Consider the following 26,926-nt stretch of genomic DNA (forward strand, 5'->3'; position numbering starts at 1 on the left):
TTTTTGTCAAAGATTTGGTTTCAAAAAAAAGATGAGCAAGTGCTCATCTTGAAATAATCTGTTGAACATTCGCCTGCAAATCTGGTATCACTTGCTCTGCAAACCAAGGATTCTTGACCAGCCAGATTTGATTTCGTGGAGATGGGTGAACAAGTGGGAAATATTCTGGCAAATAATCTTGATAATGTTTTACCGTATCGGTTAACTTTACAGTTCCCTTTTGATGAAGATAATACTTCTGAGCATATTGGCCAATAAGAATAGTTAATTCCAGATCTGGTAACAATTCTAAAATCTGTTGATGCCATTTTTCAGCAAAACCCTTGCGAGGTGGCAAATCTCCTGATTTTCCATGACCTGGAAAGTAAAAGTCCATTGGAATCGCAGCAAAATAACCTGAATGATAAAAAGTATCATAATCAACACCCATCCATTCACGCAAGCGATCACCGCTCTTATCATTCCAGTACAAGCGCGTTTCCTGCGCTTTGATGCCCGGTGCTTGACCGACAATATTGATACGTGCCGTTTTAGGCGCTGCAAAAAGCGGCTCAATTCCTCGCTTTGTATATGCTTGATTTTGTGAATCATCCATAATAGCTTTCTTAATGTCTTCTAGCGTTTCCATTTCTTGCCTCTATTTTTGATAATTCTTCTTCATATAAGTTTTCAAATCAGCTGCCTGCCGTCCTGTGATCGTCCGAAAATCATCTGTCACAATGTCCAAACAGCCTTGACTTCCAGCTTGGTAAAGGGAAGCCAGCACAACACCGAAACCTTTAGGCTGATCATACAGAGCAGCAAATTCCTCAACCGTCACTGGTTAGTAGCCAATCTCGTGACCAGAAACCTCGGACAAAAGATTAGCCAGCTCCAACATTGTGTAATTGCGTTCTTGAGTCAAAACATACGTCTTTCCCTGTAAGGCAGGTAACATAGCCAGTTTGACAATAGCTTCTGCACTATCTTCCTGCGGAACAAAGCTCATTTTGGCATTGCCCATTGGATAAATAACAGCCTTGCGCTCTATTAACTCAGGTAAATAAGGCACCAATGGATCAGCATACATAGCATTTTTGATAATGCTGTAAGAAAATCCAGCTGACGCTAGACGAGTATTGGCATATGCAAAGAAAGCTGCCATGTGAAATGGACTATTGACTTGATCGGCGAAAAATCCAACAAAGATAAAGTGCTTAACTCCAGCTCTTTCTGCTGCAATGACCGAATTTTAAAATTCTGGCACACGCACAATGCTTGGATGGGAAATACTTGGAATGTAAATCAAAACATCCGTTCCACGCCAAGCCTCGACCATAGAATCCATATCTAAATAATCAGCTGCTCTAACATCAATCCCTGCTGTTACATATTGACTTGCTTTTTTGGGACTTCGAACAGATAGCCGAATTTCATTAGAATTTAAATGTTTTCGTGCCTCAGCAACAACCTTTTGCCCCAATTGACCTGTCGCACTCGTAATTGTGTAAATCATAATTGTTCTCTTTCTTTGAAAGAAACTCAACTATTTCTAGCTGAGTTTACCTGTTTTATTTAATCAGTTCATAAATTGCTTCAGCATAAATAGCTGCTGCACGGAAAAGATCTTCTACATCTATAAATTCATTTGCTTGGTGCATGGTATCTGTATAGCCTGGGAACATGGCACCATAAGCAACACCGCGTTTCAAGAGACGACCAAACGTTCCTCCACCAATGATTTGCTCATAACCTTTCAGACCTGTTTGCTTTTCATACACATCTAAAAGTGTCTTCACAAGCGGATCTTCCATTGGAACATAGTGGGGAACATGCTCGTGCTCGGACAATGTCACCTTTTCTACTGGCAAGTTTTCCAATTTAGATTTGATCATTTCTGGATTGGTTCCTTGTGGATAACGGAAATTAAGAGCAATGGTGTTGTCGTTGCTTGCTTCATCGAAGCGGAAAACCCCAGCATTCATAGAAAGAGCACCCATTTTTTCATCTATATAATCCACTTTTAAAGCTTTTCCTGCATGGTCTTCTAAAAGAATGTTCCCAGTCACTTCAAGATAGTCTTTAGCAGAATCTGCAAAATCAAACTGGGTCAAGAATTTCGCCAGATAAGTCGCGCCATTGACACCGGATTGTGGAGATGCTCCGTGAGCGGATTTCCCAACAATCGTAATTGTTATTTGACCACTCGGTAATTCTTGGTATTCAAATCGAAGTCCGTGTTCTTTTGCAAATTCATCTAATTCATCTTCAAGATTTGGCACATTTCCTGATACCACTGCTGTTGCAGATTCAGGAACCATATTTTCACGAAGTCCGCCAGTAAAGCTATGCAAGTGCGCAGCTCCGCCATTTTCCCCTGCAAAATGAAGATATTCGGTGATGTTTCCTTTTTCACCATTGATAATCGGAAATTCTGCATCTGGCGAAAAGCCAAAATCTGGCTCTGGCAGACCAACGTGTTTGAAATAATAGTCCATATCAGCCCAGCCGGATTCCTCATCTGTACCAACTACAAAACGAACCTTCTTAGATGTCGGCAAGCCTAATTCTTTGATAATTTTCAGTCCATAATAGCAAGCCATCGTTGGCCCTTTGTCATCGCTCGCACCACGCGCAAATAATTTACCATCCTTGATAGTTGGCGTATAGGGATCTGTATCCCAGCCACTTCCAGCCGGCACAACATCCATATGCGCAAAAATTCCAAGCACTTCTTTTCCTTCGCCATATTCAAAATGCCCTGCATAATTGTCAACATTTTTCGTTGGATAGCCATCACGCGCAGCTAATTCTAAGAATTTTTCCAAAGCCTTAACAGGTCCAGGCCCAAAAGGATGTTCTTTATCTGCTTTCGTGTCATCTCGCTCAGAGTTAATTTCCAAAAGGCTAAACAAGTCATTCAACAGAGCATCGCGACGTTTTTCAACTTCTGCTTTAAAATCAATCGTCATAAAATCAGATTCCTTTCTATCAACGTTTTTCAATAATCTCATCCACTGGCAAACGATAACTTGGCTCCAGTTTGTCGTCTGTGTAACCAACGGTAATTAAAAGTTCTGGACGGAAGCGTTCATCAATATCTAGCACTTGATTGACTTTCGACTTATCAAATCCAAGGATAACATTGGAACCAATTCCTTGGTCAGTCAATGCTAAAACAAGATTCATTGCCACCAAACCAGCATTTAAAGCCAAATAATCGCTTTTTTGCTGCTCAGAATAATGCCCATATTCAACCGGTAAATTTTGCATATAATATTGCAACAATTCATCGGACATATTATTGACCCCAGCCACACGAGCAATTTTCCGAGCGCGTTTAACTAAGTCTGTATCTGTAAAAAGAGCAATCGTCACAGGTGCTTCTGTGATTTGGTCTTTGTTTGCACCGAAAGCAATCTCAGCCAACTCTGCATTTTTCTCACGCACAACTACAAATTTCCAAGGCTGGCTATTATGAGCACTTGGCGCTAAAGTTGCAATTTCAATCGCCGTCCGCACATCTTTCGGATCAACTGCTTTATCATTGAAATGCTTAGTTGCATGACGCTTTTTATTTAATTCAAGAAATTTCATAAGGACTTTCCTTTTCTTATTATACTCATTCCATTTTACCATAAATTGGAAGAGCTTGCAGGGGTTTTATGAGAAAACGAACGCTTTCACCTTAATTCATAAGATTTAAGACCTAGTTGTTGTTATTCTTTTTTATCTCTAGACTCTCTCAATTTTCTCTGCACTGCCTCTGCCACTTTTCGCGGTACACCCACTTCGACAATTTCATCAACACTAGCTTTCTTGATATTGGCCAAAGATTTAAAATGTCGCATCAGATTTTGCTTGCGTTTAGGCCCCAGTCCTTCAATGCCATCTAGTTGCGAAGAAAAGGAGTTTTTTGAGCGAAGCTGGCGGTGGAAGGTAATGGCAAAGCGGTGCACCTCATCTTGAATGCGTTGTAAGAGGAAAAATTCCTGCGAATTGCGAGATAACTCAACCACTTTCAAAGGATCGCCAAAGAGCAATTCATGCGTCTGGTGCTTGTCATTTTTTTGCAAACCAGCGATAGGAATATCTAACCCTAATTGATTTTGAATGATGTCTTTAGCAATATTGACTTGACCCTGACCACCGTCAATGACAATAAGATCAGGCGGTATTAAACCATCTCGCATAACCCGACTGTAACGGCGCTTAATCACTTCTCGCATACTAGCATAGTCATCAGGACCGATAACTGTCTTAATCTTATACTTGCGATAATCTTTTTTGCTGGGTTTGCCATTGATAAAAACCACCATAGCTGAAACAGGACTTGTTCCCATAATATTGGAATTATCAAACGATTCAATCCGAACTGGAGTGGGAATATTGAGCAACTGACCTAGATTTTCAATAGCTCCCTGTGTTTTTTCAACAGATTTCTCCAACAAATCAAACTTCTGCTGCAAACTAACTTGCGCATTTTTAATAGCCAAATTAACCAGCTGTTTCTTCTCTCCTCGCTGAGGTTTGAGAATCTTCGTATCCACCACAGCCTGAACAGCTATTTCATCAATATCAGATGGAATCAAAATTTCATTGGGAATCAGATGAGATTTTTCCTGATAAAATTGACCAATATAGGTCAGAAAATCCTCGTCAGGGTCATTGTAATAAGGAAACATATTTACATCTCGCTCAATGAGTTTTCCTTGACGGACAAAGAAAACCTGTACACACATCCATCCTTTGTCCACATAATATCCAAAGACATCCCGATTCTGTAAATCCTTTGCTATCACTCGTTGCTTGGTGCGAAGTGTCGCAATACTTTGAAGCAAATTTCGGTATTCAGCCGCTTTTTCAAATTCCATATTTTCAGCAGCACTAGTCATTTTTCCTTTCAATTCATCAATAATCTTATTATCATGACCTTTGAGGAAATCTGCTACTTCTTGAGCCATCTCTTGAAAGAAATGTGGATCATTATGGCAGACAGTATGAGCTCGACACTGTCCGATATGATAGTAGAAGCAAACTTTCTCAGGTGGATTGGTACACTTGCGGAAAGGAAAAATGCGATCCAGCAGGCGCTTAATTTCATTCGCAGCACCTACATCAGGATACGGGCCAAAATATAAACCACCATCTTTTTTAACCTGACGTGTAATAATAAGTCGCGGATATATCTCATTGGTGATTTTGATAAAAGGGTAGGACTTATCGTCCTTAAGCATGATGTTATATTTAGGCCGATTTTCCTTGATTAGATTGATTTCAAGCAGCAAGGCTTCAATATTAGACTCCGTGACAATAAACTCAAAATCCTCAATCTCAGACACCAGTGCTTCCGTTTTAGTATCATGGCTCCCACGAAAATAAGAGCGCACCCGATTACGCAGATTCTTAGCTTTTCCGACATAGATGATAATGCCATTTTTATCTTTATGAATATAGCAACCTGGACTAGTAGGCAACAATTCTAATTTTGATTTAATCAAGTTGTTCATAATTATCATTATAGCAAAAATGAGCAAAAGGAAGTGAAAAGGAGCATGGAAAAACTAAATTATCTGCAATATAAAAAAGAGGACAACAACGCCCTCTTTCAATAATTGAGATTCCAATTGTCTTAATTGACCATGGTCTCCGTTTCGATATTATTCAAAATCAAGATATTCTTTTTCAAGTTCAAGAACTTCTTCCATCGTTGCACATTCTGTAAGAGCACGTTGAGCAAGTTCTTGCATCTTCTTCGTATCCAATTTCTTCATCAAGCTACGTGTACGAAGAACAGATGTTGCACTCATTGAGAACTCATCCAGACCGATACCAACTAGAAGTGGAACAGCAGTTTGGTCACCTGCCATTTCACCACACATACCAGCCCACTTGCCTTCAGCGTGAGCAGCTTTGACCACTCGATCCACTAAGCGAAGGATAGATGGGTTATATGGTTGGTAAAGATAGGAAACTTGTTCGTTCATACGATCAGCAGCCATTGTGTATTGAATCAAGTCATTGGTACCAATTGAGAAGAAGTCAACTTCTTTTGCAAATTGGTCAGCGAGCATTGCTGCCGCTGGAATTTCAATCATGATACCAACTTGAATATTGTCCGCAACTGCCACACCTTCTGCAAGCAATTTAGCTTTTTCTTCTTCCAAAATGCCCTTTGCTGCACGGAATTCAGTCAACAAAGCAACCATTGGGAACATGATACGCAATTGCCCATGAACAGATGCACGCAAAAGTGCACGTAATTGTGTGCGGAACATTGCATTTCCTGTTTCCGAAATTGAAATACGAAGCGCACGGAATCCAAGGAATGGATTCATTTCTTTTGGAAGATCAAAGTAAGGAAGCTCTTTGTCTCCGCCAATATCCATTGTGCGGACAACAACTGGCTTACCATTCATGCCTTCCAAAACAGCTTTGTAAGCTTCATATTGCTCATCTTCTGTTGGGAAATCTTGGGAATCCATATAAAGAAACTCAGTACGGTAAAGTCCGACAGCTTCAGCGCCATTAGCGTTGACACCTTCAACATCTTTTGGTGTACCGATGTTTGCAGCCAGTTCAAAATGTTTTCCGTCAGCTGTTACTGTTTCAGCATCTTTCAGTAAATCCCATTCAGATTTTTGTTTTGCATAGGCTTCACCCGCTGCTTTAAAGGTTGCAACTTGTTCTTCTGTTGGATTGATAATAACCTCACCAGTAATTCCATTCACAGCAACTGTATCACCGTCTCTTACTAATTCGGTAATGTTATTTGTTCCAAGAACCGCAGCAATTTCAAGAGTACGAGCCATAATAGCTGAGTGACTTGTACGTCCACCAATGTTGGTTACAAAAGCTTTAACAAAGTTTTTATCTAATTGAGCGGTATCAGAAGGAGTCAAGTCGTGAGCAATCACAACCACTTCTTCATTGATCATAGCAGGGTTTGGCAAGCGTACACCAAGCAAGTGAGCCAACACACGTTTGGTCACGTCGCGAATGTCTGCTGCACGTTCTTGCATGTATGGGTTATCTTCCATATTTTCAAAGAGAGTGATGAACATGTCTGTTACTTCTTTCAGACCTGCTTCAGCATTCACTTTTTTTGCACGAATTGTTTCTTTAATCTGACCAATCATTTCTGGGTCAGAAAGTACCATTAAGTGAGCATCAAATACTTGAGCTGCTTCTTCTCCAAGGCTTTCTACTGCTTTCTCACGGATAACAGAAAGCTCGTTCTGTGAAGCTTCAAGAGCTACATCCAAACGAGCCTCTTCTGCATTTGTATCTTCGACTGAAGCAGTCTCAAATGATAAATCCGGTTGAACAAGTAGATATGCCTTAGCAACAGCAACACCATCAGATGCTGCAATTCCTTTTAGCATTTCTGTCATGTTAAGCCAATCCTTCTTTTGTCATTGTTTCTGCGATTGCTACAATTGCATCATCAGCGTCTGCACCTTCTGCAGTAATTGTTACATCAGCCCCTTGACCAACACCAAGACTCATAACACCCATGATTGATTTGAGGTTTACTGATTTACCTTTGTATTCAAGAGTAATATCTGAAGCAAATTTGCTAGCAGTTTGAACTAACAAAGTTGCTGGACGTGCGTGAATACCTGTTTCTGCCACAATGTGGAAATCTTTAGAAGCCATAGTTTGACTCTCCTTTAATGTAATCTTTTTGGGGTCTCATGTGATAACCCTTACAATTCTAGATTATAACATCTTTGTAAAATTTTTTCAAGAATTTTATGTGTATTCAGCAAGTCTTTTTTATGAGAATTACTGAAATTTCATTAAAACGAGATTTTCACTGTCCAATTGATTGACACATTTTTAATCCATTGTTCCCTAAGGAAAGCTTAGTCTAACGAAGCCCAAAACAGGAGTTCATTCTATCTTTTTCTCTTTCCAAGAAAACACTATATCTAGTATCATGGTATTTAAAATTCCAAAACAAAACACAATATTTAGAACGTGACAGTTGACAAAATTCCCTGATTTGGATATACTAATTCTATACTGAATTTAAAGAAATTAGGAGTTCATTATGGTAACTATTTACTCAAAAAATAATTGCGTGCAATGCAAAATGACAAAACGCTTCTTAGATACGAATCATGTCGAATATCGTGAAATCAACTTGGACGAACAGCCTGAATACATCGATCATGTGAAAAGCTTAGGCTTTAATGCTGCTCCAGTCGTTCAAACTCCAACGGAAGCATTTTCCGGTTTTCAACCAGGTAAATTGAAAAAATTATCATAAAATTGTTGTAATCATAGAGCTATCCAGCCGCTTCTATAAACCATAGAAGCTCTTTCTTTTGCAAAACAATTCAATTATTTAGAAAAGGAACAATATGGGACTTAAACAACTCGAAGACGTGACGTATTTCCGTCTGAATAACGAAATCAACCGTCCAATCAACGGACAGATTATGCTTCACAAAGATAAGGAAGCCTTGGAAGCATTCTTTAAAGAAAATGTTGAACCAAATACGAAAAAATTCTCTTCTATCACAGAAAAAATTCACTATTTAATTCAAGAAAACTATTTAGAAAAAGAATTCATCCAGCTTTATTCACCTGAATACATCGAAGAGCTAGCTTCCTTCATTCATGAGCAAGATTTCCACTTTAAATCTTTCATGGCAGCTTATAAATTCTACAATCAATACGCTCTCAAAACAAATGACGGCGAGTATTACCTTGAAAGCATGGAAGACCGCGTTCTTTTCAATGCGCTCTATTTTGCCAACGGTAATGAAGCAATCGCCAAGGATATTGCCAATGAAATTATTCACCAGCGCTATCAACCGGCTACACCAAGCTTCCTCAATGCAGGACGTGCCCGTCGCGGTGAACTAGTTTCTTGCTTCCTCATCCAAGTAACAGATGATATGAACTCTATCGGCCGCTCCATTAACTCTGCTCTGCAGCTATCTCGTATCGGTGGTGGCGTTGGGATCTCTCTCAGTAACCTGCGTGAAGCAGGTGCTCCCATCAAAGGGTATGAAGGGGCTGCTTCTGGTGTTGTACCAGTGATGAAACTGTTTGAGGACAGCTTCTCTTACTCTAACCAGCTGGGGCAACGTCAGGGAGCCGGGGTTGTTTACCTCAATGTCTTCCACCCAGATATCATCGCTTTCCTTTCTACAAAGAAAGAAAATGCTGACGAAAAAGTTCGGGTTAAAACTCTTTCTTTAGGAGTTGTCATTCCAGATAAATTTTACGAATTAGCTCGTAAGAATGAGGAAATGTACCTCTTCAGTCCTTACTCTATTGAACGCGAGTACGGTGTCCCATTTGCTTATATTGATATTACTGACAAATATGACGAATTGGTTGCCAACCCTAAGATTAATAAAACGAAAATTAAAGCTCGTGATTTAGAAACAGAAATTTCTAAACTCCAACAAGAATCTGGCTATCCTTATGTCGTAAATATCGATACAGCTAACCGTTCAAATCCAATCGACGGTAAAATCATCATGAGTAATCTCTGCTCTGAAATCCTGCAAGTACAAGAACCAAGTCTCCTGAATGATGCTCAAGAATTTGTACATTTGGGAACGGATGTTTCTTGCAATCTTGGGTCGACCAATGTAGTCAATATGATGACTTCACCAGATTTCGGTAAGTCTATCCGTACCATGACGCGGGCGCTAACGTTTGTTACAGATAGCTCTCACATCAAAGCCGTTCCGACTATTGATCATGGCAATAGCTTAGCTCATACTTTTGGGCTAGGAGCCATGGGCTTACACAGTTATCTGGCTCAACAGTTGATTGAATATGGTTCAGCTGAATCAGTTGAGTTTACCAGCATTTACTTTATGCTCATGAATTATTGGACACTTGTTGAATCCAACAATATTGCTCGTGAGCGTGGCATGACTTTCCACAACTTTGAAAAATCTGATTATGCCAACGGTACTTACTTTGACAAATACCTGACGGGTGAATTTGTACCTCAGTCTGACCGTGTCAAAGAACTCTTCACAGGCATCTTTATCCCGTCTGCAGAAGACTGGGCAGAGTTACGCGATAAGGTTAAGGCTGACGGTCTCTACCATCAAAACCGCCTAGCCGTTGCACCGAATGGCTCTATCAGCTATATCAATGATGTATCTGCTTCTATCCACCCTATTACGCAACGCATCGAAGAACGCCAAGAAAAGAAAATCGGAAAAATCTACTATCCCGCAGCTGGTCTATCAACTGAGACGATTCCTTATTATACCAGCGCTTACGACATGGATATGCGCAAGGTCATTGATGTCTATGCAGCAGCGACTGAGCATGTAGATCAAGGACTATCTCTGACCCTCTTTATGCGTAGCGACATTCCGCAAGGACTCTACGAATGGAAAACCGAAAACAAACAAACGACACGCGACCTGTCTATCCTGCGCAACTATGCCTTTAACAAGGGCATCAAATCGATCTACTATGTCCGCACCTTTACAGATGACGGCGGCGAAGTTGGAGCCAACCAGTGTGAGAGCTGCGTGATTTAACGAGGATTAAAATTTCTCTTGTTTATGTTAGTACAACAGCTGCTATGAGCGAGATTCTTTTGTACTATATAAAGTTTTTAAAAACCTTTCAGAACAAATTTAAACTATCTGTAAACGATAAAAATCAATTGGAATAAAAGAAAGTAATCAACATGAAAACCTATTATAAAGCCATAAACTGGAATGCCATTGAAGATGTCATTGACAAGTCCACTTGGGAAAAGCTGACCGAGCAATTCTGGCTCGATACGCGAATCCCCCTCTCCAACGATTTGGATGACTGGAGAAAATTATCACCTAAAGAAAAAGACCTTGTTGGTAAGGTCTTCGGCGGATTAACATTATTGGATACGATGCAATCCCAATCAGGTGTCGAAGCTATCCGAGGAGATATTCGCACACCTCATGAAGAGGCTGTGTTGAATAACATCCAATTCATGGAGTCTGTTCACGCTAAGTCGTATTCATCTATTTTCTCAACCCTTAACACGAAATCAGAAATTGACGAAATTTTTGAATGGACCAATACAAATCCTTATTTGCAAAAGAAAGCAGAAATTATCAACGAGATTTACCTCAATGGAAATGCTCTTGAAAAGAAGGTTGCCAGTGTCTTTTTAGAAACCTTCCTCTTCTACTCTGGTTTCTTTACTCCGCTCTACTATCTTGGAAATAACAAATTAGCCAATGTAGCTGAAATCATCAAATTGATTATCCGCGATGAATCTGTCCACGGAACGTATATCGGTTATAAATTCCAGTTAGGCTTTAACGAATTGCCAGAAGAAGAACAAGAAACATTCCGAGAATGGATGTACGACCTGCTCTACACCCTCTATGAAAACGAAGAAGACTATACAGAAACTTTGTATGACGGCGTCGGATGGACGGAAGAAGTCAAAACTTTCCTTCGGTATAATGCTAATAAAGCTCTGATGAATCTTGGTCAAGACCCACTTTTCCCTGATACAGCTGATGACGTCAATCCGATTGTCATGAATGGTATTTCAACTGGAACCTCTAACCATGACTTCTTTTCTCAAGTCGGAAACGGTTATCTTCTTGGTGAAGTTGAAGCCATGCAAGATGATGATTATAATTACGGGTTATAAAATATCAATTAACAAAAATAACATCTAATAACACAAAAACACGAATGGGACATACCAACAATAAGTGGTACTACTCCTTTCGTGTTTTTGATTTTAAATTATGAATGATTTGCCATTTTTAAACCACTATTGAAACATCGTAAGCAGCATAACGAGAGCTGCTGGTGTGTTGTTTAAAATATGCACAGCTATTGAATCCTTGAGATTTCCTCGACGTGCAAAGGCAGCATAAAGCACTAATCCCATGGCAAAATAAAGTGGAAACTCTGTCCATTTTGAAATATGAGGAAGTGCAAAAATGATAGATGTTATGATGGCTGCTGATATTTTTTGATCTTTCTCAAAGAAAAAGATTGTCGCAAAACCACGGAATACTAATTCTTCAATCACCGGAGCTATTATTGCAACAGTTACTACATATAACAGAGCAAAAAAAATATGATTAACAGACATAATTTTTCCTAGACTTTGTAAAGCGTTATCGTTGCTGGTCGTACTTTGTCCTGTTAAAAGAATATTTAGATAAGTTCCAACTACTGCTACCACTCTCGCCACTAAAAAGAATAACAAGACTTTTCCAAAATCTCCCCAAGAAAACGACAGAACTTTGACGTCTTTTGAGATGTGTGTTTGGTATCTTCTCCATAAAGTGCGGATAGCAAAAAACACGAGCACAAGGTAGGCTAACACCAGTAAAATTTCTATATACACGGGCAAATCTTGCCCTCTAGCTAGAAACAACATAGGAATGCCATTGATAGCCATGACTAACACAATCAGTCCCAATAATTTTAAAATTCCAAGTCCAAGATGGGCTATTTTTTTCATTAAAATGCTCCTCGTATAACTAGTTATGTTTCATAAGATTGGGACAGAACTTATCTTGAAAAATTTAAGTTCGTAGTTCCCTACATGAAAGACTGATCAACAGTCTCCCTGACTGTTGAGGCGGTGGATAAAGAAAACAGAGTTTTCGTCAAAAGTGTTCTTTCTAGCTTGAAAAGCGAACAGGTTTCAGACTTGCTTCGCAAGCCCTATCCGCCACCTCAAAGCAATGCTTTGAGCAATCACCTATTGTGCTATTCGCTTATCACTAAATGAGATAGAGGTAGAGATACTTTTTGACCAGCCTTATTTAAAGTATTTCTTTATCATAGAAATATTTACTACATTGATGTAAAGACGGATAAATACTACAATTGCAATAGGAAGGTATTGAATTTCACGTAATAGAAGCGAAATAGTAAACAGGAGGATGTAGAACGCTGGCAAAATAAACTGATTTAACTGAAAAAGAATCTTAAAGCTCTGCTCATAATGTGCTTCTCTTTCTGCTTCATCATAGGTCTTCATCAAGGCTAAAACATCTTCGGGAAATGTAACGATTGGCAATTTAACATGCCGAACCTACTCAATTGTCTTTTGGAGACAATATTGTCCATATAGAATAAAAGCAAGTGCTACATAAGGAAATAAACTGCCTGTAATCAAAACACTATTTTTAGTAATGAATACATTAATGTTAGTATATCAAAAATCGTCAAGATTGTCACAACGTCTAATAAAATAGTACCATATTCCAAATTTTTGAACATCTTCTGATAAAGTTGTTCATTTAATTCATCTCCATTTGTTAATTCTGACTGGCTTTGAATTGTCCGACTAGACTGTAGTAAATAAATTGTCATACAGAATAAAATCAGATTAAGCACACGAATCATCCACCCGAAAAGTGTACTATTTAAAAAGTTGGAAAATGGAAATTTCCGAGCCAACTATTTGCTACAAAAATTCCTAGCAAAACACTCACTACTAGTAAACCGATAATTTTCATCCATTTTTTCATCGCTATTCTCCTTTAGATAAAATACATTTTCTACGTTTTCTCCAAAAATATGTGCAATCTTCAAGGCAATGATGACAGACGGAGCATACTCTCCCCGCTCAATCAAACTGACGGTTTGTCGAGAAACTCCTGCTTTTTTAGCCAACTTTGTTTGATTCAACCTATCTCGCGCTCGAAGTTCTTTTAATCGATTTTCCAGCTTCATATGCTCCTCTCCTTTCATCTCTATTGTAACTCATTCGTGTCATTTTGACAACTATTGTTATCAAAAATCATTAACATTATCATTGTCAATTCAATGTAGAAATTTATCCAATTCATATAAAAATCCCCCAAAATTAGTTTGTACCTAACTTTGAGGGAATCCCTTCAACATGATGTTGATTTTCTTGCTTCAACTAGTCATTATTCTTTTTTGAACGTTTTGCTAAGATGAAGATGACAACTCCTAAAATGACAATTCCTACCAAACCGAGGAAGGTTACTTTTTCACCAGTTGACGGAAGGAAGCCACGTTTATTTTGTTTTGGCGTTTCTTTGACAACTTTGTAATTTACTTTGTAAGTAGAGAAGTGTGTTGTTTTAAAGCTAATCGTTTGATCTTTGTTGAGAACAAAATCAAATTTTTCCGCTTGCTTGCCGTCTTTCATAGCATAAACAGAATCCACCGTAGCACCTTGCTTCACTGGTACTGTCACTACTGTTGAACTGACTTGTGACACTGCTTCGCCTTTTGGATTGGTCAAGGTAATGTCATAGCTATCTGCGTTTTCTTCAATCGTCTTTTTAACTGCTAATTTGAGATTAGCTTTCACCAAATCTGCATTTTGCAAGCGAACCCCTGTGGCTGTATCCACTAAGGTATCAGAAGTTTCGCTTGGTTTAGGTTTTTCAGTATCTGATGAACTAGATGTAGACGTTTCATTTGTACTTGAAGAAGATTGATATGTAGATGAAGTGGAAGATGTGGTTGAAGATGACTCACTTGTACTTGAAGATGGTTCTAAGCTAGAGCTTGGTGGCGTTTGCTCATTTTTAATCTTTTCTTCCATTTCAGCTTCTAGAGCTTTCATTTCTTTAAAGACTGCCTCTGCACGCGCCATACTAGACGCAGTCACTTCTTCTGACGAAGCTCCACCTGCAGCTGCGTATTGTTCATCTAATTTGGCTTGTTCTTCAATCAATCGTGCTTCCAAAGCTTTCCCTTTTTCTTGAATGCTATTGCCAAATAATTTTTGATGTTTGGCTGCCATATCGTAAATGTGTGACGCAACCCAATACCAAGAATCTTTGTCATATTTCGTTGTATCAACTTGATAAGCAGCATAAGTATTGTTGATATTTCCATAGTATGGCAAGTATGGTGCAAAGCGAGGACTACCAACAGAAAGCCACATTGTGCCACCACCCATGCTAGCAGGGATATTATCTTTCAATTGGAAAATGTGCGCTTCCATTACGTTTGGATTGCCAAGAGGATATTTATAGACTGGATCTACTTTTCCACGTTGAGGAATGCCTTTCCCGTCCAATTCCATTTGGTCAAGGGGTTTAAATTGCGTTCCTTCAAAACGGTTCCGCTGCATCCGCATCACATCTGCAACACTGATTTTCTTATTGCTAGATTGCAACAAATCAAAATATTTATCATCATAATTGACTGGTGCGTCTGGATTCAAAGCCTTAATACCTGCCCAAGCACGCGAACGATCAGCTTCTGCCATTGGCGGATTGTAAGATTGGGAAATATGGAACATGCCATTGATTTCCTTGTAGGAATTTGCATCTCGTGCTACTTTTTCTACATTTTCTGAAGCAATGACATTTTCCTTATCATTAAAATCAACACTTCCTAAGAAAAAGGTGTTAGGGAAAATACTATATTTGTCGTCTGGATATTTAATGGCAACATATTGATGACCAGATAAGATTTCCATGTACCAGACACCTGTCTTATCTGCAATTGTCACAATGTTTCCTTCAGCAGCGCCTTGTTTTTTGACAATCTCTGCAATGAGCTCCACACCTTCACGAGCCGTTTTGACATGTGGCAAGACAACCGTTGTCATAATGGATTCTGCTAAACCTTTTTCCACATAAGGATCAACTTTCTGGATATCTTTATTCGCCTTAGCTGATACTGTAGCAGAAATGGAAACTCCATGCTCATTGAAGCCTACTTCATCAAAAATACCGTCTTTTGGTGTAACGTCCGAAACAGAAGTATATTTATAGCTATGTGCGGGTAATTGCCATTCAAAGCCATTGGCTTCATCAATCAGCTTTTCTCCCGCTTGATTGTTCTTGGCTGGATGAACTTTAAAGACTTTGTTATGATTAGGCTCCAAATCCTCTGTACGACCATACAAAGTCGAACCATCTGCTGTCAAGTTCTTCCCAACAATAAAACCTGTACAGGCTTCTACTGCTTGAAAAGGAAAGAGAATGAGAGTAGATAGCAGAATTGTTAAGCGAAAAATCAATTTTTTCATATATTTCTCCTTTTATGATTGCATGTTGAATACATCAACTTTTAAGAGTGAGCATCACTCTTATCACCTTTTTAAAACCGTATACCTTAAATTTAGTATACTATTTTAAATCTATTTTAGCAAGCGGTTTCATATAAGTTTCGTGTGTTTTGGTTCCTTATATCTTAAAATTCATAGTAAAAAACCAGAAAATCATTCCTGGAATTTTTGTTCATATCGTAAAATTTCTTGCAGTATTTCTTGATAATCAGCAGTCTCTAAATGATACGTTAACTCTTCTGGAGTGTAGGAATTTTTTCTCAAAAAGAAATCGCTCGGCACTTCTAATCCTAAAGCATTCAAAACGGTTTGAGAAAATTCTACATAAGCAAATCCAATGGCTGTAATAACATTCTTGTCTTTTACAACAGGCTGATGGAGGAAAGTTCCTTTTTCCAAAAAAGAAAAATACTCTACTAATTCCATATACAGACCACCTGTGTAATACCGGCTTCTCAACAAATCTGCTTTCCCTAAAAACATAGGAGATGAGGAAATAGCCGCTACTATCGTCCGCTTTGTGTCTACCCTTTCCAAAAAAGAAATTAGTCTGGAATCATAAAGGCTAACAAATGGCTCTAGCGTGCCTGGCAATATGATGCAATCATACTTTTCATTTTGCACTTCTTTAAAAGTAAAATCTGGAATAACTTGCAATCCTTCTTCACTCGTATAGACTTTCTTTTCTGAAGCAAGATAATCCAAAGATTGTCCAAAAGAAAGACAAAGTGTTGATGTCAAAGTTGTGATTTCCTGCAATGAACATGCTGGATACAGCAAAACTGCTATTTTCATAGATGCTCCTTCTCGAAAGGTGAGGCATACCTCTTCTACAAGATTTTTATTTCCTATGTTTATCAGGATCCCAAACGAAACTTGCGATGAAACTGAAAGCAAATGTCAGCAAGCCAACAACAATTGACAGTAACAGAGCGATCAAACGGGGGATTAGCAATAATATATTTGGATTTTTTTTCACTTCAAGAGCTGCTACTTCTGCATCTAAACGATCAAATTCTGTCTGAATACGACAGGCAACTTCTTCCACACCCTCATCATTCATCTTTTTGATGTCTGAAATATCAATGGGTTGTCCAAAATCCATGTCTACACGTTCGCCTTTTGCCAAACCTTTCAAACTCATCGGTCCTACATAAACAACTGGAAGAATGCGTACCTTTGCCATTTTAGCAATCAGTGCAACGCCCCCTTTTACATCTGTCGAATGCCGACTTCCACTTGGAAACATAATCAAAGACCGATTGCTTGATTTCAACATCTTGACGGGGTATTTAATAGCAGATGCTCCTGGATTCTCACGGTCAATCGGAAATGCACCACACATGCGAATCCACCAACCGAAGATGCGATTTGTAAACAATTCTTTTTTTGCCATAAAGATAAATTGCTTGGGTCTTGTTGCAAAAGCCATGTAAACAGGATCCCACCAAGTACGGTGTGGAGCCACTAAAATATAATTTTCCTCTTGGTCTGGAATGTTCTCCAAATGATGGTATTGAGCATTACCATTTAAAGCCCATAAAATCAACATCACCAATCTTCTTAAATATCTATAAAACATAGGCTCTCCCTTCTTATCCTTTTTATTATACCTTATCCAATGACCACTCGCAAACTTTTTTTGCTTTAAAACTGTTACAGCTGAATGGATTCTATTAGAAATTTTATTAAAAAAATGGTATGATTATCCTCATGAACATGAAAGAATTTACAGGATTAACCCACCAGCAAGTCCAAGAAAAAATTGCACAAGGACTTACCAATAATTTTACAGCCAATACGAGTACCAGCACCTGGCAAATCATCAAGCGCAATGTTTTTACGCTATTTAATGCGTTAAATTTTACCATTGCCCTGGCACTCGTTACTGTACAAGCATGGAGCAACTTGGTTTTCTTTGCTGTTATCTGTTTTAATGCCCTCTCTGGTATCGTGACAGAATTGCGAGCTAAACACATGGTCGACAAACTGAATCTTTTAAACAAAGAAAAGATAACGGTCATTCGCGATGGCAAATCTAGTCAAATCAATCCAGAAGACTTAGTCTTGGATGACTGTATTCAATTGGCTACGGGGGAGCAGATTCCAAGTGACGCAACTGTTTTAGACGGTTTTGCAGAAGTGAACGAAGCCATGTTGACAGGTGAAAGTGACCTTGTTCAAAAGGAGATTGGGGAGCAATTGCTCTCAGGAAGTTTTCTTGCCAGCGGGCGTGTTATTGCTAAAATCACTCATGTAGGCTCTGATAATTATGCTTCTAAACTGATGCTAGAGGCTAAGACTGTCAAACCAATCAATTCTCGTATCATGAAATCCATGGACAAGATTGCAGGTTTTACAGGAAAAATCATTATCCCTTTCGGAATTGCGCTCTTTCTAGAAGCTCTCTTTGTAAAACATTTACCTGTCAAAGACTCAGTTGTCAATACCTCAACGGCTCTTCTGGGAATGCTGCCAAAAGGAATTGCTCTTTTAACGATTACTTCTCTTTTAACAGCTGTCATCAAGCTGGGCTTACGAAAAGTCCTCGTACAGGAAATGTACTCCGTTGAAACATTGGCCCGTGTTGATATGCTCTGTCTTGATAAGACAGGCACCATTACACAAGGGAAAATGCACGTTGAAACCTTCAGCCCACTCACAGAAGATTTTTCAGAACAAGCAATCTCTGACATTCTTAGTGCTTATATCACTGCAAGCGATGACAATAATCCAACTGCCCAAGCCATTCGCAAGCAATTTACTACTCCGACTGACTATCAAACAAGTAATATGATTCCATTTTCGAGTGACCGTAAATGGGGAGCTATGGAAATGTCGGACTTAGGTACTGTCTTTCTCGGTGCGCCTGAAATGCTCTTTCATGAAGAAATTGAGCTAGCACAGGAAGCTCAAAAGCGTGGTTCGCGTGTGCTTGCTTTAGCTATTAGTCCTGAACGCATTGACCATAAACACATTCACTTACCAAGTAGCATTCAACCCATTGCCATTTTAGAAATCACAGATCCGATTCGTGACGGAGCAGCTGATACTTTGGAATACTTACGCTCACAAGAAGTGGGATTAAAAATCATCTCAGGCGACAATCCAATTACTGTATCAAACATTGCTGCAAAGGCAGGATTTGCAAACTACCAAAGTTATGTTGATTGCTCAAAAGTAACGAATCAAGAGTTGATTGAGCTGGCAGAAACGACTGCTATCTTTGGTCGTGTTTCTCCTCATCAAAAGAAACTTATCATTCAAACCCTGAAAAAAGCAGGACACACCACAGCTATGACTGGTGACGGAGTCAATGATATTCTGGCATTACGGGAAGCAGACTGCTCCATTGCCATGGCTGAAGGAGATCCCGCAACACGACAGGTTGCCAATCTCGTTTTGCTCAATTCTGACTTTAACGATGTCCCTGAAATTCTCTTTGAAGGACGCCGTGTTGTTAATAACATCGCCCGCATTGCACCAATTTTCCTCATTAAAACAACCTATTCGTTCATTTTGACAATCATTTGTATTTCTAGTATCTTACTGGGACGAGCAGAATGGCTCTTGGTCTTTCCATTTATCCCCATTCAAATCACCTTAATTGACCAATTTGTTGAAGGTTTACCACCTTTTGTCCTCACCTTTGAGCGCAATATCAAACCAGTCGAACCCGACTTTCTTAAAAAAGCTATTTTTAAGGCTCTACCGAGCGGTTTAATGGTCGTCTTTAGCGTTTTATTTGTCAATATTTTCGGTGGACTACATGGCTGGTCACAAATAGAAATCTCAACTCTGCTTTATTATTTATTAGGCTCTATCGGCTTTCTATCTGTTATCCGTGCCTGCCTGCCACTCAATCTCTGGCGGATTCTGCTGATCCTCTGGTCACTCATTGGCTTCTTTGGAACAGCCGTTCTCCTGCAAAAGTACATCGAAATCGCTACTCTAACCAGCAACAGTTTGCCAATCTATTTCATTCTGATGCTCCTCTTTACAATTATTTTTATTGTTGTGACACACAGACAGAATGAACGGGAACAGAATTTGTAAAATTTAACCTATAGCAGTAAGAAAAGCCGTACATTTTTGTCTTACTGCTTATTTTTATTACTTCTTTTCCTCTACATCATGATATAATAAGGGTATATGGCAGAAATTCTTTTAAAAGACGGTGAGCGAATCAATCAGCTCTTTTCTACTGACGTCAAAATTATCCAAAATCGAGAGGTCTTTAGCTATTCAGTAGATAGCGTGCTCCTCTCCCGCTTTCCAAACTTACCTAAGCGTGGTCTTATCGTGGATCTCTGTGCCGGAAATGGTGCTGTTGGACTTTTTGCAAGCACGCGCACACAAGCCCAAATCATTGCTGTTGAGATTCAAGAACGTCTCGCAGATATGGCCCAGCGCTCTATTGAGCTAAATAATCTAACCAGCCAAATGCAGGTCATTCAAGATGATTTGAAATATCTCACCAGATATATCAGTGGTAGCAAAGTAGACATGATCCTCTGCAATCCGCCTTATTTTAAAGTAGATGAACATTCTAATCTTAATGCAAGCCGACATTATTTGCTTGCACGTCATGAAATTGCGACAAATTTGGAAGAAATCTGTCAAATTTCTCAACGGGTTTTAAAATCAAACGGACGTTTAACAATGGTCCATCGTCCTGAACGCTTCCTTGATATTATTGAGACCATGACAGCTCACAATTTAGCTCCGAAACGCATTCAGTTTGTTTACCCAAAAGCAAATCGCGAAGCCAATATGCTCCTCATTGAAGCTATTAAAGATGGTTCTCGTGATGGTCTAAAAATCCTGCCACCGCTTTTCATTCATAATGAAGATGGCAGCTACACTCCAGAAATTCATGAGATTTACTATGGAAATTAAAGCCTATATGTACGTTCTGGAATGTTCCGATGGCTCTCTTTACACAGGGTATACGACCGATGTCAAAAGACGAGTAGACACACATAATGCTGGAAAAGGCGCCAAATATACCCGTGCACGATTACCTGTTACTCTTTTGTATCAAGAAGAATTTCCCGACAAACCTTCTGCCATGTCAGCCGAGGCCCTCTTTAAAAGAAAAACACGACAACAAAAATTAGAATATATTGCAGATAAGAAAAAGTAGAAAGCGGGAGGTCTTTCTACTTTTTTGCAATGATTTATTGGTTATTTTTCTTAGAAATGACAGCAACAAATACACTCAGAAAAACAACACCGATACCAGCTAAATATGACATGCTAGTTCCTGTACTTGGTAATAATTCTTTGGTTTTAGCTAATTTTTTGTCACTTGTAGTAGGCAAAGTTTCCTTGTTCCTATTCGTTTGAGAAGACTTCCCATTTTTATTAGACGAATCAGAATCTGTCAACCCAGCATGGGAGTTTTCTCCTTTTTGTTCTTTATTATTAGAATTTTCCTTTGTTTTTTTACCATCTTCATGCTGAACATTAGATAAAGATTGATTTTCTAGTGGTACAAGGGCTTGAATGGCAGTCTGTAATGCTTCACATTCTGCATCAATTTCTGCTTGTGTCGCATCATCTTTTTGTAAAATAGCTTGCGCCTCTTCTACTTGTTCTTTTAAGTTCACAAGTGAATCCTTTGTATAATGCATAGTTTCCGCTAATTTTTCTTTTGCCGAAGAAAGAGCGGTTCCCAACTTTGTCTTATCTACTCCTTCTCTGGTTAAAAGCAAATCGTCAATTGTTCCCCATGAACCTTTATTTGCTTTCACAAATACTCCCAGTGTCACCTCTGTCTCTTTTGTTAGTGTAAAGTTCAATTTCGCTGTCTGCCAATTTGACCAACCAGCTAGTTTGACTTTTTCACTTTGAACATTTACTGCCTCAGCACGAGCAAAAGCATAAATATCTTCAGAGCCATTCGTATCACCACCTTGAATTTGAGCAGAAAATTGATAAGTTCCTGCTGGAAGTGTTATCTTTCTTTCAATGCCAGTTGTGTAATCGTTTGCGCCATTGTAGAAATTCATGGCATACTTGCCTGTTTTAGGCGTGTCTTGTCTACGCTTGATAAAATCGTTAAAAGTATAATCTGAAAGATCTTCTTCCTCAAAGCTAGAATTTGATAACAAACTCTCTTGCAGCTCTGCTTCTTCATTCTTATCATATTTTAGATTTGTATTCAACCCAGTATAAACATATTTAAATGTTGCAAGTGATGGCAAAGCTTTTCCTGTAAAATCAAACAATGCTTGATTATCCCATTCAGAGCCACCGTAATTTTCCTGATTAACATTTGGATCATACCCAATGGCGGCACTAGAAGCCCAGCCCGAACCGTATTTTTCCCAAATAGGTGTATTTACTTCTTTTCCTTTGGAACTAACCGGTGTCCAAGCTGGTTCCCAATAAAAGATGCCTAATGCACTTGCTTTATTCGCTGCATCAATGACATCTCGTAAGGCATGCGATTGCCCCTGAACAGAGGCGGGATAGCCACCTACCAGCATTTGATTTTGTGTTCGGATAACATTTTGTTGACCATCTCCATCTTCTAATGTATAGGCATAAGAAGTCTCTGCTACAAGTGTCTTTTTCCCATACTTTTCGGTCACTGTCTTTAAAACTGAAGTCAGATTATCTAAATTACCATGCCAAAAACTATAATAACTAGTAGCAAATACATCATAATCAATATGGTGATCTGATAAACCTTTTGCGTAATTTAGTATCGTTTCCGTTTTATCTGGGTTTGTAAAATGAAAAGCTATCAGTATAGTTGCATCCACTTCTCGCACTGCTTTGGCGCCTGCTGCAAACAACTGATAGCGTTCCTCTCCTGCTTCACCTGCTATCCCGCTACTCGTTGTTTCATTACCAACTTGAACCATTCCAACATCGACACCAGCTGCTTTTATTTTTTGAAGGCTCGTTTTGGTGTATTGATATAAAGCCTCTGATTTTTCAGACACATTCATATTTGTCCAATCTTTTGGTGGAACTTGCCGTCCTGGATCAGCCCAAAAATCTGAATAATGAAAGTCCACTAGTAGCCGCATACCATGTGCTGTAGCTCGTTTGCCAATCTCAATCGCCTTTTCTATATCGCTATTTCCAGCGCCATAACCATGTCCGTTATTATCATAAGGATTATTCCATACTCTAACGCGAATGTAATTCACACCATTTTCTTTCAAAATATCAAAGATATCTTTGACATTCCCATTTTCATCTTTGTACTCTACACCACTTTGTTCTTGAGCAATTACTGTTGAAATATCCGTCCCCATGATAAAATCAGATGATAAATTTTCTACTTTATCAACACGTATCTTAGTATTTTCATTAGCTTTAATAGGAATGACTCCTCCAAGCAAACAAAGACTAGCAGCAAAAACAAGCGACAATCTTAATCCTATTTTCATACAGTTTTCCTATTTCTAATTGGTTTAATATTTTAGTATTCGCTTTAAAAAACTGATAAAACAAGAAATAGGTTTTATCAGTTTTTAAACGAACATTTTATAAGAAGGCTAGTTATTCAAAATGCGAAAGAACGAATTGCACAGCACCTTTAGGATCACGCGTCAATTTGATATATTCAGCACCTTTTGTCGCAACAAGTTTGATGCCCAATTTATCCGTATCTTTCTTAATATCTTCATAGTAAGAATTGACTTGTGGAGCTAGCACAATCATGTCAAAATCTTTCATAATATCGTAGTGCGAACCATAAGCACCAGCTGTTGAACTAAGGTCTATGCCTAGTTCTACTGCGCCTTCTGTTAGTGCATTTGCTAGCATGGCGCTTGTCCCTGCACCGGCACATAGAACCAAAATATTATGATGCCTTCCATCTGCAACCGCTTGAATTTGATCGTCTATTTCTGCTTCTGCTGCTTCTTCGAGCTCCATCACTTCTGCTTTTTTCGCTTCTTCTTCTACTAATGAATCATCGTACGCTTTGATAAATGGAAGGTAGATGAAAGAATCAACTACAATCAACAACAGCATCAAGACAATAGATAAGATTCCTGCACCCGTACCTAAAATCAAGCCAATCGGTGCTGGCGTTGCCCAAGGAAGGACATACATAAAGCTATTCATACCTAACACATCAACAAAGAACTTGAAAGCACAAACATTGATTATTGGAGTGATTAAAAATGGAATAAAGAAATAAGGATTTAAAATAATCGGTGTTGCAAACAACAATGGTTCATTGACTGCAAAGCAAACCGGAACAAAGGAAGCTTTCCCGACAGCTTTTAATTGCTTAGATTTTGCAAAGAGCATGAAGAGGAATGGAACAACCAATGTTGCACCTGTACCCCCCATTGTGCCAACGAAGTTTCCAAGTCCAACTGTCAACACGTTTGAAGCATGATGACCTGCTTTTACCAACTGTAAATTTGTTTCCACATTTGCATAAATAATCGCGACAATAGCTGGTTCTACAATTGAAGGACCATGCACACCAACAAACCAGAAGAGCGCCATTGCTCCCCAAATAATTGAAATTCCTAAATAGCCATCAGCTGCGGTAAACAAAGGTTGGAGAAGTGTGATAACAGCTTCTGCAAACGAATGCCCAAAGAAATAACGTACGATTGTATCAATCAGAACAGCAGCAAATACTGCAAATGAAAATGGAAAGACATCACGGAAAGTTTGAGAAATTGTTCCAGGAACTTCTTTTGGCATCTTAATAGTAATGTCTTTCAATACACAGAATTTATAAACATTTACCGTGATAAAAGCTGCTACAAAAGCCGCTAAAATCCCTTTTGTTCCCATGTAGCCATTCGCTAAACCGTTTTCAATTTGATCCACACTTAAAAGGAGGAAGCTCACAATGGAAGCCAACATAACAGAAACCGAATTGATAGTCTTGTTGGTCGGCATATTGCGGTTCATTGATTCTGACAAACAACGAGCGGTCGTTGCGGACACGAGAATAGCTACTACACCCATAGAATAGCCATATACTTTCCAAAGCCAGGTGGAAACGTCATTTGGCAACTTAAATCCAAAAATTTCTGGAATTGCTGCTAGCAAGATAAAAATACTTGAAAATAAAATTGCAGGCATGGCGGCTAAAAATCCGTCACGAATAGCGCCAAGATAAATATTGCGTGATATTTTTTCAAAGAAAGGTTTTCCTTTCTCGATTTGTTTGATAATTCCGTTCATGGAATTAGTCCTCCTTGTATTGATTTTTATATAATTCAATAAAATCTATGATTAATTCTTTTAACAATAATGTCGTCATCAAATGATCTTGACCGTGAATAAAGATAAATCCTAAATCTAAATCTTCCCCAGCTGCCTCTTGTGCTAAAATCTGCGTTTGTGAATTGTGGGCTAAATTCAAATTTTCATCTGCTTCTTTTAAAGCAGCATCTACATTTGTAAAATTCCCTTGACGAACCTCTTTCAGCAAATTCAGTAAACAACTACGTGCATCCCCCGAATAAGCTACGATTTCAAATCCCAACATTTGTAATTCGTTTTTATTCATCTTATCTCCCTTCTTAAATCACAATCTTTGTTTCACTAACATGCTTGTACCAATAAGCGGATTCCTTAGGGTAACGCTTTTGAGTTTCAAAATCAACGTAAAACAAGCCATAGCGTTTATTGTAGCCATTTGACCACGAGAAAACATCCATCAAAGACCAAAGGAAATACCCTTTTACCACAACACCGGCATCAATAGCTTTGCTTAAAGATTGCAAATACACTTTCAAATAATCAATCCGTGGCTTATCCATGACGATACCATTGTCAAACTCATCTTTATAGCCCATTCCATTTTCAGTGATATAAATCTTTTGATAATGTGGATAGTCTTTCTTAATTCTCAATAAAAGGTCATACAAGCCTTCTGGGTAAATAATCCAATCCCAGTCTGTTCGTTCAATCCCTTCCTTGTAAATCCGTTCTCCAATGCCTTTCACTTTATAAACTGAAGTGCCTTTATCACCCGTTCCATTATGATGAATAGTTGATTCGCCCTGATAAGCCTTAACAAAATGACATTGATAATGATTGATTCCAAGATAATCATTTCGGTGACTAGCTTTTTTCATTTCTTCAAAGTCGCTTTCAAGGAATTCATAACTAGCATTGTTAGCAGCGCAAATTTTATTAAGAGCTTCCATTGTTTCGTTTGAATAATAACCTAGATAAGTAGCATCTAGCAAGAAACGAATAGAAAGCGCATCATCCAGAAAAGCTGCATACTTATCTTCTTCGCTGTCTGTTGCTGGATATTTTGTTTCCAAAGAATGCACCACTCCAATTTCACCGAGGTAACCCTTTTCCTTAAAAAGATTTACTACACGCGCATGCGCGTACATCATATTGTGCAGGCATTGAATCACCTTACTCAAATCGTACTGAATCCCCGGAGGAAAGACACCGAGCAAGTATTGATTGGTCGCCACAGGATAAATTTCGTTAAAAGTGCTCCAATGATGAACCTCTGGAAATTCTTGAAAACAAAATTCAGCATATTCCACAAACGCTTCAATCGTATCACGATTGAGAAAATCACCTTGATCAAACAAAATTTTCGGAGTATCAAAGTGATGCAATGTAACAAACGGCAGGACGTGGTGTTTCGCACATTCAGCAAAAACACGGTGATAAAAATCTACTCCTTCTTGATTCACTTCACCACGTCCATTCGGAAAAATCCGACTCCAAGCAATAGACAAGCGCAAACCATTGACGCCAAACTCCTCACACAACTCAATATCTTTTGAATATTGATGATAAAAATCGCTGGCTGGATCTGCCAAAAATCGTCCTTGTTTTTCTAAAAATTCATCCCAAGCGACCGGACCTTTTCCACCTTCTTTTGTAGCTCCTTCTACTTGATAAGCAGCTGTTGCACCGCCAAAAATAAAATCTTCTGGTAATTGAAACATGTCTTCTCCT

At 38.8% G+C, this 26,926-nt stretch carries 23 protein-coding genes and 3 pseudogenes; 6 read left to right on the plus strand and 20 right to left on the minus strand.

Annotated elements, in window-relative coordinates; translation table 11 throughout:
* Positions 1 to 43: 43 nt before the first annotated feature.
* From HMPREF2876_RS04355 to HMPREF2876_RS04390, 8 genes and pseudogenes are all read right to left on the minus strand, one after another.
* Positions 44 to 628, minus strand: coding sequence for a uracil-DNA glycosylase family protein (locus HMPREF2876_RS04355; protein ID WP_070584276.1), 585 nt, complete (start codon positions 626 to 628; stop codon positions 44 to 46).
* A 9-nt stretch (positions 629 to 637) separates the two neighbouring features.
* Positions 638 to 820, minus strand: a complete 183-nt coding sequence (locus HMPREF2876_RS11125) for a hypothetical protein (protein WP_224783938.1) — start codon at positions 818 to 820, stop codon at positions 638 to 640.
* A 3-nt stretch (positions 821 to 823) separates the two neighbouring features.
* A pseudogene (locus HMPREF2876_RS10155) lies at positions 824 to 1,495 on the minus strand (NmrA family NAD(P)-binding protein).
* A 55-nt stretch (positions 1,496 to 1,550) separates the two neighbouring features.
* The gene (pepV, locus tag HMPREF2876_RS04370; protein ID WP_070584413.1) at positions 1,551 to 2,951 is read right to left on the minus strand and encodes a dipeptidase PepV; all 1,401 of its coding nucleotides are present in this window, start codon (positions 2,949 to 2,951) and stop codon (positions 1,551 to 1,553) included.
* A 19-nt stretch (positions 2,952 to 2,970) separates the two neighbouring features.
* Positions 2,971 to 3,576: a nitroreductase family protein gene (locus HMPREF2876_RS04375; RefSeq protein WP_003041180.1), complete on the minus strand. Its 606-nt coding sequence runs from the start codon at positions 3,574 to 3,576 to the stop codon at positions 2,971 to 2,973.
* Positions 3,577 to 3,698: 122 nt separating this feature from the next.
* Positions 3,699 to 5,489: an excinuclease ABC subunit UvrC gene (uvrC, locus tag HMPREF2876_RS04380; RefSeq protein ID WP_070584280.1), complete on the minus strand. Its 1,791-nt coding sequence runs from the start codon at positions 5,487 to 5,489 to the stop codon at positions 3,699 to 3,701.
* Between the two features lie 150 nt (positions 5,490 to 5,639).
* Positions 5,640 to 7,373: a phosphoenolpyruvate--protein phosphotransferase gene (gene ptsP, locus HMPREF2876_RS04385; protein ID WP_024053004.1), complete on the minus strand. Its 1,734-nt coding sequence runs from the start codon at positions 7,371 to 7,373 to the stop codon at positions 5,640 to 5,642.
* 1 nt (position 7,374) lies between these two features.
* Positions 7,375 to 7,638, minus strand: coding sequence for a phosphocarrier protein HPr (locus HMPREF2876_RS04390; protein WP_003023815.1), 264 nt, complete (start codon positions 7,636 to 7,638; stop codon positions 7,375 to 7,377).
* 397 nt (positions 7,639 to 8,035) lie between these two features.
* Between HMPREF2876_RS04390 and nrdH the strand changes: the two genes are divergently transcribed.
* The 3 genes from nrdH to nrdF all read left to right on the plus strand — a co-directional run bounded on the left by nrdH (position 8,036) and on the right by nrdF (position 11,620).
* Positions 8,036 to 8,254, plus strand: coding sequence for a glutaredoxin-like protein NrdH (nrdH, locus tag HMPREF2876_RS04395; protein ID WP_003023812.1), 219 nt, complete (start codon positions 8,036 to 8,038; stop codon positions 8,252 to 8,254).
* A gap of 94 nt (positions 8,255 to 8,348) precedes the next feature.
* Positions 8,349 to 10,508, plus strand: a complete 2,160-nt coding sequence (gene nrdE, locus HMPREF2876_RS04400; RefSeq protein ID WP_070584281.1) for a class 1b ribonucleoside-diphosphate reductase subunit alpha — start codon at positions 8,349 to 8,351, stop codon at positions 10,506 to 10,508.
* 152 nt (positions 10,509 to 10,660) lie between these two features.
* Entirely contained in the window at positions 10,661 to 11,620 is a 960-nt protein-coding gene (gene nrdF, locus HMPREF2876_RS04405; RefSeq protein WP_024053002.1) for a class 1b ribonucleoside-diphosphate reductase subunit beta, read from the plus strand.
* 126 nt (positions 11,621 to 11,746) lie between these two features.
* Here the strand turns inward: nrdF and HMPREF2876_RS04410 are convergent, their stop codons facing one another.
* The 7 genes from HMPREF2876_RS04410 to HMPREF2876_RS04445 form a co-directional block, all read right to left on the minus strand.
* Positions 11,747 to 12,448 (minus strand): CPBP family intramembrane glutamic endopeptidase, encoded by a 702-nt coding sequence (locus HMPREF2876_RS04410; protein WP_070584283.1) that lies wholly within the window; start codon positions 12,446 to 12,448, stop codon positions 11,747 to 11,749.
* A gap of 303 nt (positions 12,449 to 12,751) precedes the next feature.
* A complete protein-coding gene (locus tag HMPREF2876_RS10885; RefSeq protein ID WP_042754189.1) occupies positions 12,752 to 13,012 on the minus strand; it encodes a DUF3169 family protein in 261 nt (86 codons plus the stop codon).
* A 95-nt stretch (positions 13,013 to 13,107) separates the two neighbouring features.
* Positions 13,108 to 13,341 (minus strand): hypothetical protein, encoded by a 234-nt coding sequence (locus HMPREF2876_RS10890; RefSeq protein ID WP_224783939.1) that lies wholly within the window; start codon positions 13,339 to 13,341, stop codon positions 13,108 to 13,110.
* Between the two features lie 54 nt (positions 13,342 to 13,395).
* Entirely contained in the window at positions 13,396 to 13,671 is a 276-nt protein-coding gene (locus tag HMPREF2876_RS04430; protein ID WP_024053000.1) for a helix-turn-helix transcriptional regulator, read from the minus strand.
* Positions 13,672 to 13,864: 193 nt separating this feature from the next.
* Positions 13,865 to 15,958 carry a C69 family dipeptidase gene (locus tag HMPREF2876_RS04435; protein ID WP_070584286.1) on the minus strand — a complete coding sequence of 698 codons (2,094 nt, stop codon included), beginning with the start codon at positions 15,956 to 15,958 and terminating at the stop codon, positions 13,865 to 13,867.
* 192 nt (positions 15,959 to 16,150) lie between these two features.
* A complete protein-coding gene (locus HMPREF2876_RS04440; RefSeq protein WP_024052998.1) occupies positions 16,151 to 16,792 on the minus strand; it encodes a DJ-1/PfpI family protein in 642 nt (213 codons plus the stop codon).
* Positions 16,793 to 16,838: 46 nt separating this feature from the next.
* Positions 16,839 to 17,579 carry a lysophospholipid acyltransferase family protein gene (locus HMPREF2876_RS04445; RefSeq protein WP_070584288.1) on the minus strand — a complete coding sequence of 247 codons (741 nt, stop codon included), beginning with the start codon at positions 17,577 to 17,579 and terminating at the stop codon, positions 16,839 to 16,841.
* Between the two features lie 119 nt (positions 17,580 to 17,698).
* Here HMPREF2876_RS04445 and HMPREF2876_RS04450 point away from each other — a divergent pair, with 119 nt between their 5' ends.
* The 3 genes from HMPREF2876_RS04450 to HMPREF2876_RS04460 all read left to right on the plus strand — a co-directional run bounded on the left by HMPREF2876_RS04450 (position 17,699) and on the right by HMPREF2876_RS04460 (position 21,143).
* A complete protein-coding gene (locus HMPREF2876_RS04450; protein WP_070584290.1) occupies positions 17,699 to 20,053 on the plus strand; it encodes a cation-translocating P-type ATPase in 2,355 nt (784 codons plus the stop codon).
* Between the two features lie 96 nt (positions 20,054 to 20,149).
* Positions 20,150 to 20,896, plus strand: a complete 747-nt coding sequence (locus HMPREF2876_RS04455; protein ID WP_070241831.1) for a tRNA1(Val) (adenine(37)-N6)-methyltransferase — start codon at positions 20,150 to 20,152, stop codon at positions 20,894 to 20,896.
* Entirely contained in the window at positions 20,886 to 21,143 is a 258-nt protein-coding gene (locus tag HMPREF2876_RS04460; protein WP_024052994.1) for a GIY-YIG nuclease family protein, read from the plus strand. The genes HMPREF2876_RS04455 and HMPREF2876_RS04460 overlap by 11 nt, the downstream gene beginning before the upstream one ends.
* Before the next feature lie 34 nt (positions 21,144 to 21,177).
* Here HMPREF2876_RS04460 and HMPREF2876_RS04465 read toward each other — a convergent pair whose 3' ends face one another.
* The 5 genes and pseudogenes from HMPREF2876_RS04465 to lacG all read right to left on the minus strand — a co-directional run bounded on the left by HMPREF2876_RS04465 (position 21,178) and on the right by lacG (position 26,916).
* Positions 21,178 to 23,406 carry a glycosyl hydrolase 53 family protein gene (locus HMPREF2876_RS04465; RefSeq protein ID WP_070584292.1) on the minus strand — a complete coding sequence of 743 codons (2,229 nt, stop codon included), beginning with the start codon at positions 23,404 to 23,406 and terminating at the stop codon, positions 21,178 to 21,180.
* Positions 23,407 to 23,518: 112 nt separating this feature from the next.
* Positions 23,519 to 23,824 (minus strand): annotated as a pseudogene (locus HMPREF2876_RS11130) (lactose/cellobiose PTS transporter subunit IIB); the annotation flags it as partial.
* 44 nt (positions 23,825 to 23,868) lie between these two features.
* Positions 23,869 to 25,174, minus strand: a pseudogene (locus HMPREF2876_RS04470) (PTS transporter subunit EIIC); the annotation flags it as partial.
* A gap of 4 nt (positions 25,175 to 25,178) precedes the next feature.
* Entirely contained in the window at positions 25,179 to 25,502 is a 324-nt protein-coding gene (locus tag HMPREF2876_RS04475) for a PTS sugar transporter subunit IIA (protein WP_070241836.1), read from the minus strand.
* Positions 25,503 to 25,515: 13 nt separating this feature from the next.
* Positions 25,516 to 26,916: a 6-phospho-beta-galactosidase gene (gene lacG, locus HMPREF2876_RS04480; protein ID WP_070241838.1), complete on the minus strand. Its 1,401-nt coding sequence runs from the start codon at positions 26,914 to 26,916 to the stop codon at positions 25,516 to 25,518.
* Positions 26,917 to 26,926 lie beyond the last annotated feature (10 nt).

Source organism: Streptococcus sp. HMSC073A12, assembly GCF_001812815.1.
GTDB classification, from domain to species: domain Bacteria; phylum Bacillota; class Bacilli; order Lactobacillales; family Streptococcaceae; genus Streptococcus; species Streptococcus vaginalis.

Bases quoted from the DNA above. Each gene is read 5' to 3' on its own strand.
- HMPREF2876_RS04355 (WP_070584276.1), bottom strand. From the start codon at position 628: ATGGAAACGCTAGAAGACATTAAGAAAGCTATTATGGATGATTCACAA.
- pepV (WP_070584413.1), bottom strand. From the start codon at position 2,951: ATGACGATTGATTTTAAAGCAGAAGTTGAAAAACGTCGCGATGCTCTG.
- HMPREF2876_RS04375 (WP_003041180.1), bottom strand. From the start codon at position 3,576: ATGAAATTTCTTGAATTAAATAAAAAGCGTCATGCAACTAAGCATTTC.
- uvrC (WP_070584280.1), bottom strand. From the start codon at position 5,489: ATGAACAACTTGATTAAATCAAAATTAGAATTGTTGCCTACTAGTCCA.
- ptsP (WP_024053004.1), bottom strand. From the start codon at position 7,373: ATGACAGAAATGCTAAAAGGAATTGCAGCATCTGATGGTGTTGCTGTT.
- HMPREF2876_RS04390 (WP_003023815.1), bottom strand. From the start codon at position 7,638: ATGGCTTCTAAAGATTTCCACATTGTGGCAGAAACAGGTATTCACGCA.
- nrdH (WP_003023812.1), top strand. From the start codon at position 8,036: ATGGTAACTATTTACTCAAAAAATAATTGCGTGCAATGCAAAATGACA.
- nrdE (WP_070584281.1), top strand. From the start codon at position 8,349: ATGGGACTTAAACAACTCGAAGACGTGACGTATTTCCGTCTGAATAAC.
- nrdF (WP_024053002.1), top strand. From the start codon at position 10,661: ATGAAAACCTATTATAAAGCCATAAACTGGAATGCCATTGAAGATGTC.
- HMPREF2876_RS04410 (WP_070584283.1), bottom strand. From the start codon at position 12,448: ATGAAAAAAATAGCCCATCTTGGACTTGGAATTTTAAAATTATTGGGA.
- HMPREF2876_RS10890 (WP_224783939.1), bottom strand. From the start codon at position 13,341: ATGATTCGTGTGCTTAATCTGATTTTATTCTGTATGACAATTTATTTA.
- HMPREF2876_RS04430 (WP_024053000.1), bottom strand. From the start codon at position 13,671: ATGAAGCTGGAAAATCGATTAAAAGAACTTCGAGCGCGAGATAGGTTG.
- HMPREF2876_RS04435 (WP_070584286.1), bottom strand. From the start codon at position 15,958: ATGAAAAAATTGATTTTTCGCTTAACAATTCTGCTATCTACTCTCATT.
- HMPREF2876_RS04440 (WP_024052998.1), bottom strand. From the start codon at position 16,792: ATGAAAATAGCAGTTTTGCTGTATCCAGCATGTTCATTGCAGGAAATC.
- HMPREF2876_RS04445 (WP_070584288.1), bottom strand. From the start codon at position 17,579: ATGTTTTATAGATATTTAAGAAGATTGGTGATGTTGATTTTATGGGCT.
- HMPREF2876_RS04450 (WP_070584290.1), top strand. From the start codon at position 17,699: ATGATTATCCTCATGAACATGAAAGAATTTACAGGATTAACCCACCAG.
- HMPREF2876_RS04455 (WP_070241831.1), top strand. From the start codon at position 20,150: ATGGCAGAAATTCTTTTAAAAGACGGTGAGCGAATCAATCAGCTCTTT.
- HMPREF2876_RS04460 (WP_024052994.1), top strand. From the start codon at position 20,886: ATGGAAATTAAAGCCTATATGTACGTTCTGGAATGTTCCGATGGCTCT.
- HMPREF2876_RS04465 (WP_070584292.1), bottom strand. From the start codon at position 23,406: ATGAAAATAGGATTAAGATTGTCGCTTGTTTTTGCTGCTAGTCTTTGT.
- HMPREF2876_RS04475 (WP_070241836.1), bottom strand. From the start codon at position 25,502: ATGAATAAAAACGAATTACAAATGTTGGGATTTGAAATCGTAGCTTAT.
- lacG (WP_070241838.1), bottom strand. From the start codon at position 26,916: ATGTTTCAATTACCAGAAGATTTTATTTTTGGCGGTGCAACAGCTGCT.